Source organism: Variovorax sp. (assembly GCF_035634955.1).
In the GTDB taxonomy this organism is placed as follows: Bacteria; Pseudomonadota; Gammaproteobacteria; order Burkholderiales; family Burkholderiaceae_C; genus Variovorax.
Genome location: NZ_DASQBZ010000016.1, coordinates 162,652 through 176,725 on the forward strand (window position 1 = coordinate 162,652; position 14,074 = coordinate 176,725).

At 70.3% G+C, this 14,074-nt stretch carries 16 protein-coding genes and 1 tRNA gene; 11 read left to right on the top strand and 6 right to left on the bottom strand.

Features of this window, described 5'->3' with window-relative positions; translation table 11 throughout:
• Window positions 1–7: 7 nt before the first annotated feature.
• Complete coding sequence (locus tag VES41_RS08290) at window positions 8–1,504, bottom strand: deoxyribodipyrimidine photo-lyase (protein WP_324815398.1); 1,497 nt, start codon at window positions 1,502–1,504, stop codon at window positions 8–10.
• Between VES41_RS08290 and VES41_RS08295 the strand changes: the two genes are divergently transcribed.
• From VES41_RS08295 to VES41_RS08330, 8 genes are all read left to right on the top strand, one after another.
• Complete coding sequence (locus VES41_RS08295; protein ID WP_324815401.1) at window positions 1,503–2,102, top strand: YqgE/AlgH family protein; 600 nt, start codon at window positions 1,503–1,505, stop codon at window positions 2,100–2,102. The two genes, VES41_RS08290 and VES41_RS08295, sit on opposite strands and share 2 nt — an antisense overlap.
• The gene (gene ruvX / locus VES41_RS08300; RefSeq protein WP_324815404.1) at window positions 2,095–2,532 is read left to right on the top strand and encodes a Holliday junction resolvase RuvX; all 438 of its coding nucleotides are present in this window, start codon (window positions 2,095–2,097) and stop codon (window positions 2,530–2,532) included. The genes VES41_RS08295 and ruvX overlap by 8 nt, the downstream gene beginning before the upstream one ends.
• Window positions 2,529–3,035: a bifunctional pyr operon transcriptional regulator/uracil phosphoribosyltransferase PyrR gene (gene pyrR, locus VES41_RS08305; RefSeq protein ID WP_324815405.1), complete on the top strand. Its 507-nt coding sequence runs from the start codon at window positions 2,529–2,531 to the stop codon at window positions 3,033–3,035. The genes ruvX and pyrR overlap by 4 nt, the downstream gene beginning before the upstream one ends.
• A gap of 4 nt (window positions 3,036–3,039) precedes the next feature.
• Entirely contained in the window at window positions 3,040–4,002 is a 963-nt protein-coding gene (locus VES41_RS08310) for an aspartate carbamoyltransferase catalytic subunit (protein WP_324815406.1), read from the top strand.
• Window positions 3,999–5,276: a dihydroorotase gene (locus VES41_RS08315; RefSeq protein ID WP_324815408.1), complete on the top strand. Its 1,278-nt coding sequence runs from the start codon at window positions 3,999–4,001 to the stop codon at window positions 5,274–5,276. The genes VES41_RS08310 and VES41_RS08315 overlap by 4 nt, the downstream gene beginning before the upstream one ends.
• A 64-nt stretch (window positions 5,277–5,340) precedes the next feature.
• Window positions 5,341–6,120: a lysophospholipid acyltransferase family protein gene (locus VES41_RS08320; protein WP_324815410.1), complete on the top strand. Its 780-nt coding sequence runs from the start codon at window positions 5,341–5,343 to the stop codon at window positions 6,118–6,120.
• The gene (locus VES41_RS08325; RefSeq protein WP_324815411.1) at window positions 6,117–7,010 is read left to right on the top strand and encodes an NAD-dependent protein deacetylase; all 894 of its coding nucleotides are present in this window, start codon (window positions 6,117–6,119) and stop codon (window positions 7,008–7,010) included. The genes VES41_RS08320 and VES41_RS08325 overlap by 4 nt, the downstream gene beginning before the upstream one ends.
• 79 nt (window positions 7,011–7,089) lie before the next feature.
• Window positions 7,090–7,650 carry a hypothetical protein gene (locus VES41_RS08330; protein ID WP_324815413.1) on the top strand — a complete coding sequence of 187 codons (561 nt, stop codon included), beginning with the start codon at window positions 7,090–7,092 and terminating at the stop codon, window positions 7,648–7,650.
• A 35-nt stretch (window positions 7,651–7,685) separates the two neighbouring features.
• On the opposite strand, the gene VES41_RS08335 is transcribed toward VES41_RS08330, so the two are convergent.
• Window positions 7,686–7,760: transfer RNA gene (locus tag VES41_RS08335), tRNA-Arg, on the bottom strand.
• A gap of 58 nt (window positions 7,761–7,818) precedes the next feature.
• Window positions 7,819–8,901 carry an urea carboxylase-associated family protein gene (locus VES41_RS08340; RefSeq protein WP_324815416.1) on the bottom strand — a complete coding sequence of 361 codons (1,083 nt, stop codon included), beginning with the start codon at window positions 8,899–8,901 and terminating at the stop codon, window positions 7,819–7,821.
• Window positions 8,902–9,174: 273 nt separating this feature from the next.
• Between VES41_RS08340 and VES41_RS08345 the strand changes: the two genes are divergently transcribed.
• From VES41_RS08345 to VES41_RS08355, 3 genes are all read left to right on the top strand, one after another.
• Entirely contained in the window at window positions 9,175–9,927 is a 753-nt protein-coding gene (locus tag VES41_RS08345; protein ID WP_324815419.1) for a GntR family transcriptional regulator, read from the top strand.
• A gap of 77 nt (window positions 9,928–10,004) precedes the next feature.
• Window positions 10,005–11,132, top strand: a complete 1,128-nt coding sequence (locus VES41_RS08350) for a BMP family ABC transporter substrate-binding protein (protein WP_324815422.1) — start codon at window positions 10,005–10,007, stop codon at window positions 11,130–11,132.
• A 129-nt stretch (window positions 11,133–11,261) separates the two neighbouring features.
• Window positions 11,262–11,459 carry a hypothetical protein gene (locus VES41_RS08355; protein ID WP_324815425.1) on the top strand — a complete coding sequence of 66 codons (198 nt, stop codon included), beginning with the start codon at window positions 11,262–11,264 and terminating at the stop codon, window positions 11,457–11,459.
• Window positions 11,460–11,481: 22 nt separating this feature from the next.
• Here VES41_RS08355 and VES41_RS08360 read toward each other — a convergent pair whose 3' ends face one another.
• The 3 genes from VES41_RS08360 to VES41_RS08370 are packed head-to-tail and all read right to left on the bottom strand — an operon-like array spanning window position 11,482 to window position 14,073.
• Window positions 11,482–12,075 (bottom strand): SAM-dependent methyltransferase, encoded by a 594-nt coding sequence (locus tag VES41_RS08360; RefSeq protein WP_324815427.1) that lies wholly within the window; start codon window positions 12,073–12,075, stop codon window positions 11,482–11,484.
• Between the two features lie 43 nt (window positions 12,076–12,118).
• Complete coding sequence (locus VES41_RS08365) at window positions 12,119–12,949, bottom strand: PIG-L deacetylase family protein (RefSeq protein WP_324815429.1); 831 nt, start codon at window positions 12,947–12,949, stop codon at window positions 12,119–12,121.
• Window positions 12,937–14,073: an acyl-CoA dehydrogenase gene (locus VES41_RS08370; protein ID WP_324815431.1), complete on the bottom strand. Its 1,137-nt coding sequence runs from the start codon at window positions 14,071–14,073 to the stop codon at window positions 12,937–12,939. The genes VES41_RS08365 and VES41_RS08370 overlap by 13 nt, the downstream gene beginning before the upstream one ends.
• Between the last annotated feature and the right edge of the window lies 1 nt (window position 14,074).

A 14,074-nucleotide genomic window follows, 5' to 3' on the forward strand; every position in this document is an offset into this window, starting at 1 on the left:
CGACCCATCAGTCTTTCTGCTTGTCCTGCGAGCGCACCACGGCATACCGCCGAAGCGTTTGCTCGCGCGCCTGGGCATGGTCGACGATCGGGGCCGGGTAGTCGCGACCGAGCACCAGGCCTGCAGCCTCCAGTTCCACCGGCGGCGCGGTCCACGGCGCATGGATGGCGTTGTCGGGCAACCTGGCCAGTTGCGGCAGGTAGCGGCGGATGAAGCGCCCTTCGGGATCGAAGCGCTGGCTCTGCGTGACGGGGTTGAAGATGCGGAACCACGGCTGCGCATCGCAGCCGCTGGAACTGGCCCATTGCCAGCCGCCGTTGTTGCTCGCCAGCTCGTAGTCGTTCAGGTGCTGGGCAAAGTAGGCCTCGCCGCGGCGCCAGTCGAGGCCCAGGTCCTTGCACAGGAAGCTGGCCACCACCATGCGCAACCGGTTGTGCATGTAGCCGGACTGGTTGATCTGCGCCATGGCCGCGTCCACCAGCGGGTAGCCGGTGCGGCCTTCGCACCAGGCGGCGAACAGGCCGTCGGCGTGCTTGCCGTGGTGCCAAGCGATCTTGTCGTACTCCGGCCGGAAGCTCTTGCCATCCGCCACGTCGGGCCGGTGCCACAACACCTGGAAGTAGAACTCGCGCCAGATCAGCTCGCTCAGCCACGTGGCGGCCCCGGCATTGCCGGCAAGGGCCAGGCGATGCGCCACGCCGGCCAGTTCCCGGATCGAGACGGTGCCGAAGCGCAGGTGCACGCTCAGATAGCTCGGGCCGCGCCGGGCAGGGTAGTCGCGCAGCTGGTCGTACTGGTCGATGTGCCGGTCGAAGAACTCCTCGAACAGCCGGCCGCCGCCGCTGGCGCCGGTGGGCAGGTCGAGCGCCGCGAGGTTGGTCGTCTCGAAGCCCAGCGCCTGCAGCGCAGGCAGGGGCGACTCGGCGTCGGCCGGCGGCGGCGCCAGCGCGTCGAGGTAGCGCTCGACCGGGTAGGGCTTGAGGTAGAACTCGTCCACCTTGGCCAGCCAGGCGCGCTTGTAGGGGGTGAACACGGCGAACGGCTGGCCGGCCCGGGTCAGGACCTCGTCGCGCTCGAAGATGGCGCGGTCCTTGTGCAGGTGCAGCATTGCGCCGGTGTCGGCCAGCGCGCCGCGCACGTGGTTGTCGCGGGCGACCGCCTGCGGCTCGTCGTCGCGGTTGGCGAACACGGCCTGCACGTCCAGCGCCCGGGCCAGCCGCGCGATCTCGTCGCGGGCGGCGGCATGCCGGACGATCAGGCCGCCGCCGCGCTCGCGCAGCACGGCATCGAGCTCGGCCAGGCTGGCGTGGATGAATTCCACCCGCCGGTCGGCGCGCGGCAGGCCGTCCAGCAGTTCCTCGTCGAACACGAAGGCGCAGAACACCGCACGGCAGCTGCGCAGGGCGTGGTAGAGGGCGGCGTTGTCGGCCAGCCGCAGGTCGCGGCGGAACCACATGAGCCCGCGCGGGTAGGTCTTGTCGACGGCCAGTAAAATCGGCGGCATGTCCACCGATTCTGCCCCCATCAATCTGACGCATCACTTTCTGATTGCGATGCCGGGCATGCGGGACGAGACATTCGGCCGCAGCGTCGTTTACCTGTGCGAGCACAGCGAACGCGGCGCGCTCGGTCTGGTCATCAACAAGCCCAGCGACATCAATCTGCGTGCCCTGTTCGAGAAAGTGGAGCTCCCCACGGACCGCACCCAGATCGGCGATTCGCCGGTGTTCCAGGGCGGCCCGGTCAAGACCGAGCGCGGCTTCGTCCTGCACGAGCCGATGTTCGCCGACCCGCCGGACAACACCGAGCCGGTCTACGCCTCGACCATGACCATCCCCGGCGGCCTGGAGCTCACCACCTCCAAGGACGTGCTCGAGGCGATGGCAGCCGGCGGCGGCCCGCGCAAGGTGCTGGTCTCGCTGGGCTATTCCGCCTGGGGCGAGGGCCAGCTCGAATCCGAACTGGCCGAGAACAGCTGGCTGACGGTGGACGCCGACCCGGCCGTCATCTTCGATACCCCGGTGGAGCAGCGCTACGACAAGGCGCTGCTGCTGCTTGGCCTGCAAGCCTGGACGCTGTCGCCCGACGCGGGCCATGCATGAAGGCGTGAACGCGGCGCCCCCCGGTCCGAACGCGGTACCGGTGCGGCTGCAATCCTTCCTGGCCTTCGATTTCGGCACTCGCCGCACGGGCGTGGCCAGTGGCAACCGGCTGCTGTCCCATGCCACGCCGCAGGCCACGATCGCCGCGGCCGGCAGCGACGAGCGATTCGCCCGGGTGGCCGAGCGCATCCGCGAATGGCAGCCCGACGCCCTGGTCGTCGGCGTGCCGCGCCATCCGGACGGGGCGCCCCACGACAACACGCGCGCGGCTGAACGCTTCGCGCGGCAACTGCGCGGCCGCTTCGGCCTGCCGGTGTACGAGGTGGACGAGCGCTACAGCACCACCGAGGCGCTGGCCGGCGGCGCGCGCGATCCCGATGCGGCCTCGGCCTGCATCATCCTGGAACAGTTCCTGAGGAGTTTGGCGTGAAACCTGTGGTTCCCGATGCGGAAGCGCTCTATGTCGAGCTGGCACGCGGCGTGAAGTCGCTGCTGCGCCCCGACACCCGCCTGGTGGGAGTGGCGTCGGGTGGCGCCTGGCTGGCCGAGCGGCTGCAGCCCGAGCTCGGCCTGGCCGGCGCCCCCGGCATCATCTCGTCGGCCTTGCACCGCGACGATTTCGCCCGGCGCGGCATGGCCGCCAGCGTGCAGACGGCGCTGCCGTTCGAAGTCGACGGCGCCGACATCCTGCTGCTCGACGACGTGCTCTACACCGGGCGTACCATCCGCGCCGTGCTCAACGAGTTGTTCGACTTCGGCCGACCCGCCGCGGTGCGGCTGGGCGTGCTGGTCGACCGGGGCGGGCGCCAGCTGCCGATCGCCGCGGACTACGCGGCGGCGCACCTGGCGCTGCCGCCCGGCCAGTCGCTGGCCCTCGACCGCGATGCCCAGGGCGGCTTCGCGCTCAAGATCGAATCCGCGCAGGGAGACTGACGCCGTGCTCTACAAGCGCAACCCCCAGCTCAACAAGAACGGCGAACTGGTCCACCTGCTGTCGATCGAAGGCCTGCCCAAGGCCATCCTGACGCAGATCCTGGACACGGCCGCCAGCTTCACCAGCGTGAGCGACCGCGAGGTCAAGAAGGTGCCGCTGCTGCGCGGCAAGAGCGTGTTCAACCTGTTCTTCGAGAACTCGACGCGCACCCGCACCACCTTCGAGATCGCGGCCAAGCGGCTGTCGGCCGACGTCATCAACCTGGACATCGCGCGCTCCTCGACCGCCAAGGGCGAGTCGCTGCTCGACACCATCGCCAACCTGAGCGCGATGGCGGCGGACCTGTTCGTGGTCCGCCACAGCGAGTCCGGCGCGCCCTACCTCATCGCGCAGCACGTCGCGCCGCACGTGCACGTGGTCAACGCGGGCGACGGGCGGCACTCGCACCCGACGCAGGGCCTGCTCGACATGTTCACCATCCGCCACTACAAGAAGGACTTTTCCAATCTCACCGTGGCGATCGTGGGCGACGTGCTGCACTCGCGCGTGGCCCGCTCCGACATCCACGCACTGACCACCCTGGGCTGCGCCGAGGTGCGCGTGGTCGGCCCCAAGACGCTGGTGCCGGCCGACATGGCGCCCATGGGCGTGCGGGTGTGCCACACGCTGGAAGAGGGCATCAAGGATTGCGACGTCGTGATCATGCTGCGCCTTCAGAACGAGCGCATGAGCGGCGCGCTGCTGCCCTCGTCGCAGGAATTCTTCAAGACATTCGGCCTCACGCCCGAGAAGCTGCAACTGGCCCGGCCCGATGCCATCGTCATGCACCCGGGCCCGATCAACCGGGGCGTCGAGATCGACTCGGCGGTGGTCGACGGCCGCCAGAGCGTGATCCTGCCGCAGGTCACCTTCGGCATCGCGGTGCGCATGGCGGTGATGAGCATCGTCGCCGGGAACGAAGCATGAACATACTCATTCGCAACGGCCGCGTCGTCGACCCGGCCTCGGGTCTCGACGCGCAGGCCGACGTCGCCATCGCCGATGGCCTGGTCGCCGGCGTCAAGGACATTCCCGCGGACTTCCAGCCGCAGCGCACGCTCGACGCGGCCGGCTGCATCGTCGCCCCCGGCTTCGTCGACCTCCAGGCCAGGCTGCGCGAGCCCGGCTACGAGCACGAAGGCATGCTCGACAGCGAACTGGCCGCGGCGGTCGCCGGCGGCGTCACGAGCCTGGTGTGCCCGCCCGACACCGATCCGGTGCTCGACGAGCCGGGCCTGGTCGAGATGCTCACCTACCGCGCCGAGAAGCTCAGGCTCGCCCGCCTGTTCCCGCTCGGAGCCATCACGCGCGGCCTGGCCGGCGAGGTGCTGACCGAGATGGCCGAGCTGACCGAGGCCGGCTGCGTCGGCTTCGCGCAGGCCGAGGTGCCGCTGACCAGCACGCTGGTGCTGCAGCGCGCGCTGCAGTACGCCAGCACCTTCGGCTACACGCTGTGGCTGCGTCCGCAGGACAGCGACCTGGGCAAGGGCGTGGTGGCCAGCGGCCCGCTGGCCACGCGGCTGGGCCTGTCGGGCATTCCGGTGGCCGCCGAGACCATTGCCATCTTCACCCTGATCGAGCTGATGCGCTCCACCGGGGCCAGGGTGCACCTTTGCCGCCTGTCCAGCGCGGCCGGCGTGGCGCTGGTGCGCGCGGCCAAGGCCGAAGGCCTGCCGCTGAGCTGCGACGTGAGCATCAATTCGCTGCACCTGACCGACGTCGACATCGGCTATTTCGACAGCCGCGCGCGCCTGTCGCCGCCGCTGCGCCAGCAGCGCGACCGCGATGCCTTGTCCGCCGCCCTGGCCGACGGCACCATCGACGTCCTCGTGTCCGACCACACGCCGGTGGAAACCGACGCCAAGACACTGCCCTTCGCCGAAAGCGAGGTCGGAGCCACCGGCCTGGAGCTGCTGTTGCCGCTGGCGCTGCAGTGGGGCGAGCAAAGCGGCGCCGGCTTGCGCCGCGCGCTCGAGGTGATCAGCGCCGCCCCTGCGCGGCTGCTCGCCGGCAAGGCCGGCACCGGCCGGCTGGCGGCCGGCGAGGCGGCGGACATCTGCATCTTCGATCCGCAAGCGGAATGGCAGGTGCAGCCGCAGGCGCTGCGCAGCCAGGGCAAGCACACGCCCTTTGCCGAGTACGCGATGCGCGGGCGCGCACGCACGACGCTCGTCGGCGGACGCGTGGTCTACGAGGCATGACCACCAGCGCCTGGCGTGCCGCCCGGGCCGCCAGGCAAACCATCGGACACTGTCCGTCGCCGCAATGCTGAGTCCGTTCATCGTCCTGTGGCGCCTGCTGCGCGCGGTCGTCCATGCGCTGCGCGGCTGGCGCATCATCACCTTCCGCTTCCCGAAGCAGACGCCCGACCAGCGCGCCGACGAGGTCGAGCGCTGGTCGCGCCGCATGCTCGAGATATTCGGCGTCGAGCCGATCGTGCAGGGCACGCCGCCGTCCGCCGGCCCGGTCCTGCTGCTGGTCAACCACCTGTCCTGGCTGGACATCCTGGTCATTCATTCGGCGCGCCACGTCCGGTTCGTGGCCAAGTCGGACATCCGGGGCTGGCCGGTGATCGGCACCCTCGCGAGCGGCGCGGGCACGCTCTACATCGAGCGCGAGCGGCGCCGCGATGCCATGCGCGTGGTGCACCACATGGCCGACGCGCTGCGCGCGGGCGACATCGTGGCGGTGTTTCCCGAAGGCACCACGGGTGACGGGCTCGGCCTGCTGCCCTTCCATGCCAACTTGCTGCAGGCGGCGATCTCGGCCGGCGCGCCGGTCCAGCCGGCCGCGCTGCGGTTCGCCGACCGCGCCACCGGCGAGACCAGCTTCGCGCCGCGCTACATCGACGACGACACCTTGCTTGCCTCGGTCTGGCGCACGCTGTGCGCGCCGCCGCTGGCGGCCCACCTGTGCTTCGGCGACATCCAGGAGTCGCACGGCCGGGAGCGCCGGTCCTGGGCGGGGACGCTGCACGAGCAAGTTGATGCACTGCGCGTCCGCACCACGCAGGGCGAGCCGGCGCGCGGCCTGGCCGAGCCATGAATGATCGGCACGCGCCCGTGGCCGATGACCCATCCGGCGCCGAACTGCTGGCGACCTTCATCCGGCAGCATCCCCGCCTGTTCGTCCTGACCGGCGCCGGGGTGAGCACCGAGTCGGGCATTCCGGACTACCGCGATGCGCAGGGTGACTGGAAGCGGCCGGAACCAGTGCGCTACCAGGCCTTCATGGACAGCGAGGCCGTGCGGCGGCGCTACTGGGCGCGCAGCCTCATCGGCTGGCCGGTGATGGCCAATGCCCGGCCCGGCCCGGCGCACCTTGCGCTGGCGCAACTCGAGGCCATGGGCCGCGTGCACCAATTGCTCACGCAGAACGTGGACGGCCTGCACCGCGCCGCCGGCAGCCGCGCCCCGATCGAGCTGCACGGCCGCATCGACACCGTCTGCTGCACCGCCTGCGGCCAGCGCACGCCGAGGGCCCAGCTGCAGGAGCGTCTGCTCGCGCTCAACCCGCGTTGGGCGGCGCTGCAGGCGCACGCCGCGCCCGACGGGGATGCCGACCTGGACGGGCTGGACTTCTCCAGCGTCGAGGTGCCGGCCTGCGCCCGCTGCGGCGGCGTGCTCAAGCCCGACGTGGTGTTCTTCGGCGAAAGCGTGCCCCCGCAACGGGTGGCGGACGCCCGCGCCGCGCTCGCACAAGCTGACGCGATGCTCGTCGTCGGCTCGTCGCTGATGGTCTATTCCGGCTTTCGGTTCGCCCAGGCCGCCGCCGCTGCCGGCTTGCCGCTGGCCGCGCTCAACATGGGCCGCACGCGCGCCGATGACCTGCTTGCACTGAAGGTGCAGGCCCCTGCCGGCGCGACGCTGGCGCATGTCGTGGCGCGCCTCCAGGGCGGCGCCGCGGCGCCGGACCCGTCGCGTCCGTCGGCTTGAACTGACATTCCCTGAATCCGTCTGCCGACATCTCCCTCACCGCGCGCCGCTAGAGTCGAACTGCATTTTTCACGTTGTCATGCCTGCTGCGCCAAAGACCTTCAAGACCACCTTCGCCCTTGTGCTGTTCCTGGCCATGGCGAGCCCCGTGCTGCACGCCCTCGTCGCCGGACGGCAAGCCGAGGCCGGGCCGGTGCAGACGCCCGTGGCCGCGCGCGCCAGGGATGCTGGCGAGCCCGCCGACCTGCGCGGCCGGGACGCTGACGGCAATGGCGTGCGGGACGATGTGGATGCCTTCATCGCGCAGCGCTACGGGCGCGACGCCGACATGCGCAGCGCGGCGCTGTCGATGGCGCGCGCGTTGCAGGATGTGCTGGCGCTGGACCTGTCGCAGGTGGCGCATACCGCGCCAATGGCCGAGCGCGAAGTGGCATTGATGTCCTGCGTGATCCTCGCGCTCGGGCCGCAACGGCGCGCCGATGCCGAGGAGATGATCGACCGCATCGCTGCGCGGACCTACGACACGAGCGCGCGCTTCCAGCAGCGCGAGGCATTCCGCGTGCAGGCTTCCGACGCCAACTTCAGTGCGGACGCGCCATGCGCGCCGACGGTCGTCACTGCCGGCTTGACGCCGGGCTGAGGCCGGGCACGGCCCGGGGCGCGGGTGGGATGGCCTGGTGCCCCCGACAGGAATCGAACCTGTATCTGAGTCTTAGGAGGACCCCGTTCTATCCATTGAACTACAGGGACGGCAGGTACGGGACTTTATCAGCTTGCGGCGGCGGCCCTCCGCGTCCCGGGCGCCAGCTCAGCCCAGGTAGCGCTTCTCCCACCAGCTGAAGATCACGTCGCGCAGTTGGCGGGCCTGGTCCTGGCCGTAATACTGCTGCAGGCCGAAAGACGACAGAACTTCGCATTCGGCCCCGTCGAGCAGCACGTCGTGCGCCCGCTCCACGATCGGCACGTTGACGAACTCGGCGCGGTAGCCGGGGTCGCGCCGCAGTGCCCGATCGACCTTGATCTGCGGCTGGCGGAACTGCGCGGGCGTGCGCTGCGTGGCCCATTCCGGAACGGCGGGCACTTCGGCCAGATCGCGCTCGGACGCCTGGTAAATCTCGATCTTCAAGGGCTTGAGCGCGAAATTGCTCGTTCGCATGACGTCGGCGCCGCAGACGTTGGGCACCGCAAGCACGTCCATCAGCGCCAGCAGTTCGACATGGTCGCCGGCCCTGGAGGTCTGCCGCTCGATGCGGCCGCGCGTGCCCTCGATCACCGTGTTCATGAACAGGTTGAACGAGTCGTGCACGTCGTCGGGCGTCAGGCCGTACTCGCGCTGCGCCTCGGACTGGATGTCGTGGCAGTTGGTGTGCCGTGCGAACCCATAGGCCGACTCGTACAGGTTGGCGCTGCAGCGCGGGAACATGACGTCGTTGCAGCGTACCGTGTCGGCCAGCAGGTACATCATGGCGCGCTCGCGCGGCGGCGCCGACCACAGGAAGTCGCCCGGGCCAGGGTTGAAGCCGTGCAGCGTGCGCGTGCGGCCGACGTGCATGAACTCCTTGTAGTCGTGCAGGTTGAAGCAGTTGAAGTCGGCGCATTGGCCGCCCTCGACCTGTTCGATGCGCAGCACCTGACCCTGCTTGAGTTCGACCGCCTTGCCGGTGCCCGGTTCGATGATGTGCGACCAGAGCAGTTCGCGCGCGGTCGACAGGCCGCTCGGAGCGGGTCTCGCCGGTGCCGGCGGCAGGGCCGAGGGCACGCCTTCCTTCAATTCGCGCAGGGCTCTGCGGGCGAGCCCCTGCAGGTCGGACGCATCGCCGGCGGCGATGCAGCGGGCCAGGAGTTCGTGTTGCTGCTGGTTCAGGCGCAATTGGAGTTTCGTGTCGGGCATGGGTGCGCTTCGGGGGTTCCGGTGTACGTGATGGTGCAATCAGGTATGCAAGATGCCTGCCACTTCGGCACTGAATGGCGCCTTGCTGGAGTACCTGGAATGGTGCGGCGGCTGCACGTCGACGGGGCGCCGTGGCGCGCACAGGTCGGGATTCCGGGACGTCCGTAGCCAATACGGTGCGTGCGATGGGGCTCGCGGCGGCACGGGCCCTGGCGCGTTTTTCGCATACACGACGTCGACTGCAGGAATACCTGCGCTGTGTACAGACGCTTCATGACATCCCCCGCCGCTGCCACTATTGAACCGAGCAAGGCCGAACTGGCCTACCTTGCCCTGAAGCACGCCGTCATCGAGCAGGCGCTCACGCCCGGCACCCGGCTGCCCGAGGACGTGCTGGCCACGCACCTGGGCGTCAGCCGCACGCTGGTGCGCGAAGCGCTGGCGCGGCTGGCCGCCGAAGGCTTGGTGGAGGCGGGGCGCAAGCGCACCGCGACCGTGGCGCAGCCCTCGCGTGCCGAGGCTCAAAGCGTGTTCGAGGCGCGGGCCTGCCTCGAACAGGAGGTGGTGCGCCGCGTCATCGAGCGCTGGACGCCTGCCATGGGGGCTGTTCTCGAGGGGCATGTGCGCACGGAAGAACAGGCCGCCAGAACGCAGCTGCCACCGGTATGCGCGCGGCTGGCCGGCGAGTTCCACATCCGGCTGGCGGCGCTGGCCGGCAACCCGGTGATCGAGCGGTACCTGTCGGAACTGGTGTCCCGCTGCTCGCTGATCCTGGCCATCTACGGCAACGTGCATCACTCGCAGTGCGGCATCGACGAGCACAAGGCCCTGATCGAGGCGTTCCGTCGCCGCGACGAAAGCACCGCCCGTCGACTCATGGCCACGCACCTGTCCAGCGTGCAGGAGCGGGCGCTGATGCCCGAGAAGAAGCCGCTGGGCGAGGACCTGGGCGGCATCCTGGCCCGCTACGCCGGCGCAGCCGTCTCCGGGGCGGCGCCCCGCGAACGCACGCGATCGCGCCGCTGACGGGCGCCGCGCCGGTGCCACGCATTTTTTTCCGTTCCTTCTCCTTTCCTCACCACGACTCGCAAAAAGGTAGTCCCATGACACGCAACTCCTCCTGGAATCGCCGCCGCTTCCTCGGCACGACGCTCGCCTCCGCCGTGGGCGGCAGCCTGGCGGCGCCGGCCCTGCTGGGCGCCACCGCGGCGCGGGCCAGCACCGACCTGACCGTCGGCCTGATCTACGTGGGTCCGCGCGACGACTTCGGCTGGAACCAGGCCCACGCGGTCGCCGCCCAGGCGCTGCGGGCCGTGCCGGGCGTCAAGGTGGTCGAGGAAGAGAACGTTCCTGAGACCGTGGCGGTGCGCAAGACCATGGAAGGCATGATCCGCAGCGACGGGGCCTCGCTCGTGTTCGGCACCTCCTTCGGCTACTTCGATCCTTTCATGGTCGACATGGCCAGGAAATACCCGAAGGTCGAGTTCCGCCATCCGACGTCGCTGTGGTCGCCCGACAAGCACCCGATGAACCTGGGCGGCTATTTCTGCTATCTGGACCAGGCCCACTACATCAACGGCATCGCCGCCGGCCTGTCGAGCAAGAACGGCAAGATCGGCTACGTGGCGGCCAAGCCGATCGCGATCGTGCTGCGCAACATCAATTCGTTCGCGCTCGGCGTGCGCCGGGTGAACCCGACAGCCCAGGTGCAACTCGTCATCACCGGCGAATGGTCGATGCCGGTGCGCGAGGCCGAAGCCACCAACGCGTTGATCAGCGCCGGCAACGATGTCATCGCCTGCCACGTGGACAGCCCCAAGGTGGTGATCGAGACGGCGGAAAAGGCCGGCGTGAAGACGTGCGGGCACAACGCCTCGCAGGCCCGGCTGGCGCCCAAGGGCTTCATCACCGGTGCCGAGAACAAGTGGGAGACGGTCTACAAGGCCTTCGCCGCCGACCTCGCCGCCGGCAAGAAGCTGCCCAACCAGTTCTTCGGCGGCTACGACAAGGACATGGTGGCGAGCACGGCGTTCGGCGCCGGCGCGACCGACAAGGCGCGCAACGCCGCCGAGGCCGCCATCGCCGAACTCAAGGCCGGCAAGCCGATCTGGACCGGCCCGGTCAAGAGCAACGCCGGCAAGGTGGTGCTGGACAAGGGCTATGACAACTACGACCCGGTCCTCGAGAAGATGGATTGGCTGATCGAAGGCGTGAACGGCACGCTGGGCTGAGCGAGCGCCGGCCGGAGTTCCGTGCTTCGGCCGCTAACGGCGCCGCCGGCCGACAAATGCCGCGATATACAGGGTAAGTGTGGATTTCTTCACTGCGCCAAAACGGCCGACTCAGCGCACACTCGGCGCATGCTCAAGGCGGTCCTGCTCCTCCTCTCCGGTCTCCTGTCGATCGGACTGGTCTACTTCCTCGGCGCCTGGGTTCTGCTGGCGCTGTTCGCGGTCCTCGCCTGCGCCTTCCGGTTCTCGACCGGCCCCGCACCGGCCGAGCCGGAGCGCGAAGGCGACGGCCAGACCGGCTACACCGGCATGACGGCCACCTTCTAGGTCCGCCGGGCCAGCGCCTCCGCTAGCGAATGGCCTCGCGCTGGGCGACCGACCGGGCGTCGGCGCTCCACACCTGCAAGAGAAAGTCGTCTTCCTCGTGCCGCGCCAGCCGGTGCAGGCCAAGGTTCTCCAGCAACGCGTGAACGCTCTGCGTGGCAAGGCGCCGCTGAGGAAAATCGATTCGCCAGTCGCAGGCCAGCAGCGTACCGTCCGCGGCCAGCGACCCTGCACAACGCTGCGCAAGCACCGCCATCGCATCGGCATCCAGGAAATACCCCAGTTCGCTCAGCACGATCAGGTCGAACGGACCGGACGCGCCGGGCCAGTCGTCCGGCAGGCGGTGCCGCTCGACGCGGACCCCGGGCAGTGACGCGGTACGAGTGCGCGTCACTTCCACAGCCCGCGCGCTGAAGTCGGCCGCCAGCAGCGCCTGGCAGCGTGGCGCCAGTTCGGCTGTCAGCGCGCCGGCGCCGCAACCCGGTTCGTAAGCATTGCGATAGCGCGGCCGCGGCAGCGAAGCCAGCAGCAGAGCCCGCTTGCGTTGTTCGTACCAGCGGTCGTCCAGGCCGTAAGGGTCGTCGTTCGCACCATACAGGCCTTCGAAGTAGGCCTGCATCGGTGCGTCTTCGGGTCGCCCGGGCGGGTTCGGCATGGCGGCCTCAGCCGAAGAAGATCTCGAACGGGCGGGCCACGCGGGCCAGCGCCGCATGCGTCAGGGTAGGGCCCCTGCCGGTCGACGGGTCGGGCGTCAGCTGGCTGCGAAAGGCGCGCAACGCCGCGCGCTTTCGACTCAGCGTGGACACCGGCAGCGGAAGCCGGTGCGCGCGCTGCCACGGGATCCGGGCATCGCCCGGCTGAGCCCAATGCCAGCCCCACACCGGCGTCTCGAACAGGCGCGCGCCGTTGCGCGCGGTGGCCCAGGCGCAGGCGTGGCCGGTGGCTTCGTGGTCGGGGTGGCCGTCCAGGCGCCAGGTGGTGAACACCACGTCCTGCGGATCGAGCAGTTCCCGCAGGCGTTCGGCCAGGCGGTCGTGGCAATGCGCCAGAGCGCCGTCCGGCTCCCCCAGGCGCACGATGGACACCAGCGGCGTGCCGCGAGCGGCGGGGTCTTGCGCCGGCGCATCTGTTTCCGCCTGGTCGGTGAGCAGTGCCAGGGCGTGGGCCGACTCCAGGGGCCGTTCGCGCTCCAGGCGCGTCCGCGGCCACAGCGTCGAGCCCGGATGGCTGGCGGTGCCGTCGGTGACAGCCACCACGCACATGGGGCGCCCGAGGCGGGCCAGTTCGGCGATCAGGCCGCCGCACGCCAGCACTTCGTCATCCGGGTGCGGGGCGACGATCACGGCACGGCACTCGGGGGGAACCAACGATTCGGCGGTGCACGCGGCCGCGCCCTGCAGCAGATGCGAATCCAGCCACTGCGATTCGGGCGTGCCGCCTTCGGCCCGGATCATCCGGCCGCCGACGTCCATGGGGCGTTTCACAGTCGGCATGCGGACAACTCCTTGTCTTGCAGGACGCGGCCGCCCAGGGCGGCCAAGTCGCGTTCGGCATGGCTTTGGCGCAGGAACACCGGCAGGTCGGCCATGGCGCGGGCGAACCGCGCGTCCCGGCACAAGGGGGCCGCGCCAAGCGCACGTCCGGCATGGCGCACGACGGTCTCGGCCGCATGCTCGACCGCCAGGCGCGCCCGCAAGGCGAGTACGTGCGCATCGTCCCGCGGATGCGCGTCGATCCAGGCGGCGGCCTCGCGCAGGAGGGCGGCGCCGGCGCTCAATGCGACGTCGATCGCGCCCAGGTGGGCGCAGCGGTGCCCGTCGGGCTGGGCCCCCGCATTCGCATACGCCAGGCGCGCCAGGCCGGCGGCGCCGCCCCACCAGCACGCGGCAATGCCGGCACCGCCGTGCCAGAACCCCGGCCGGGCCACGTAGTCGCCCGGGGCGCCAAGGCTGCGCGCCGGCGCGCCGTCGAAATGCACGTCGACGCTGGCGGTGGCTGCCATGCCTACGGCCTGCCAGCCATCGCCGCTGATGCGTACGCCCGGCGCGTCGAGCGCCACGGTGGCCAGGCACGGCTCGCCGGCGGCATTCCAGCCGCTGACGACCGCGTGCGTCACGACGGCGGCGCCCGAGCACCAGGCCTTGACGCCGTGCAGGCGCAGCGCATCGCCGTCCGAGCGCTCGAACCGCAGGCGCGCCTGGGGCGGTTCGGCGCACCAGGTGCCCCAGCGGCTGCCCGGCGGCACCGGCCGGGCGCCCAGTTCCGCCTGGATCGCCAGCGCATCGGTGTGGCCTTCGAACAGCTTGACCAGGGACAGGTCCAATGCCGCGACTTCTGCCAGGCATTGCCAGCGCAGCAAGGTGTTGCCACTCCCCGGCAGCGGAAGGCGGTCGAGCCCCGCCTCGACCAGGCCGGCAAGCGTCAGCGCCGTGCCGTGCCTTGCTGCCAGCGCATCGAACGCGCGCCGCCACCCGAGCGAATCGGCGGGTGGGGGCGGTATGTCCGGAAAGTTGTCGAGCGTGCGCATGGCCGGATCAGAGTAAGTGCCTGCTGCGGCGGCGGCCGTCAGCGTGCCGCATGCGCTGCTGTAGGAAATGACGCGGGCCTGGGGGTTCATG

Coding starts and splice junctions, on each gene's coding strand:
- VES41_RS08295 (WP_324815401.1), top strand. CDS start 1,503: ATGTCCACCGATTCTGCCCCCATCAATCTGACGCATCACTTTCTGATT.
- VES41_RS08290 (WP_324815398.1), bottom strand. CDS start 1,504: ATGCCGCCGATTTTACTGGCCGTCGACAAGACCTACCCGCGCGGGCTC.
- ruvX (WP_324815404.1), top strand. CDS start 2,095: ATGCATGAAGGCGTGAACGCGGCGCCCCCCGGTCCGAACGCGGTACCG.
- VES41_RS08315 (WP_324815408.1), top strand. CDS start 3,999: ATGAACATACTCATTCGCAACGGCCGCGTCGTCGACCCGGCCTCGGGT.
- VES41_RS08320 (WP_324815410.1), top strand. CDS start 5,341: ATGCTGAGTCCGTTCATCGTCCTGTGGCGCCTGCTGCGCGCGGTCGTC.
- VES41_RS08325 (WP_324815411.1), top strand. CDS start 6,117: ATGAATGATCGGCACGCGCCCGTGGCCGATGACCCATCCGGCGCCGAA.
- VES41_RS08330 (WP_324815413.1), top strand. CDS start 7,090: ATGCCTGCTGCGCCAAAGACCTTCAAGACCACCTTCGCCCTTGTGCTG.
- VES41_RS08340 (WP_324815416.1), bottom strand. CDS start 8,901: ATGCCCGACACGAAACTCCAATTGCGCCTGAACCAGCAGCAACACGAA.
- VES41_RS08345 (WP_324815419.1), top strand. CDS start 9,175: ATGACATCCCCCGCCGCTGCCACTATTGAACCGAGCAAGGCCGAACTG.
- VES41_RS08350 (WP_324815422.1), top strand. CDS start 10,005: ATGACACGCAACTCCTCCTGGAATCGCCGCCGCTTCCTCGGCACGACG.
- VES41_RS08355 (WP_324815425.1), top strand. CDS start 11,262: ATGCTCAAGGCGGTCCTGCTCCTCCTCTCCGGTCTCCTGTCGATCGGA.
- VES41_RS08360 (WP_324815427.1), bottom strand. CDS start 12,075: ATGCAGGCCTACTTCGAAGGCCTGTATGGTGCGAACGACGACCCTTAC.
- VES41_RS08365 (WP_324815429.1), bottom strand. CDS start 12,949: ATGCCGACTGTGAAACGCCCCATGGACGTCGGCGGCCGGATGATCCGG.
- VES41_RS08370 (WP_324815431.1), bottom strand. CDS start 14,073: ATGAACCCCCAGGCCCGCGTCATTTCCTACAGCAGCGCATGCGGCACG.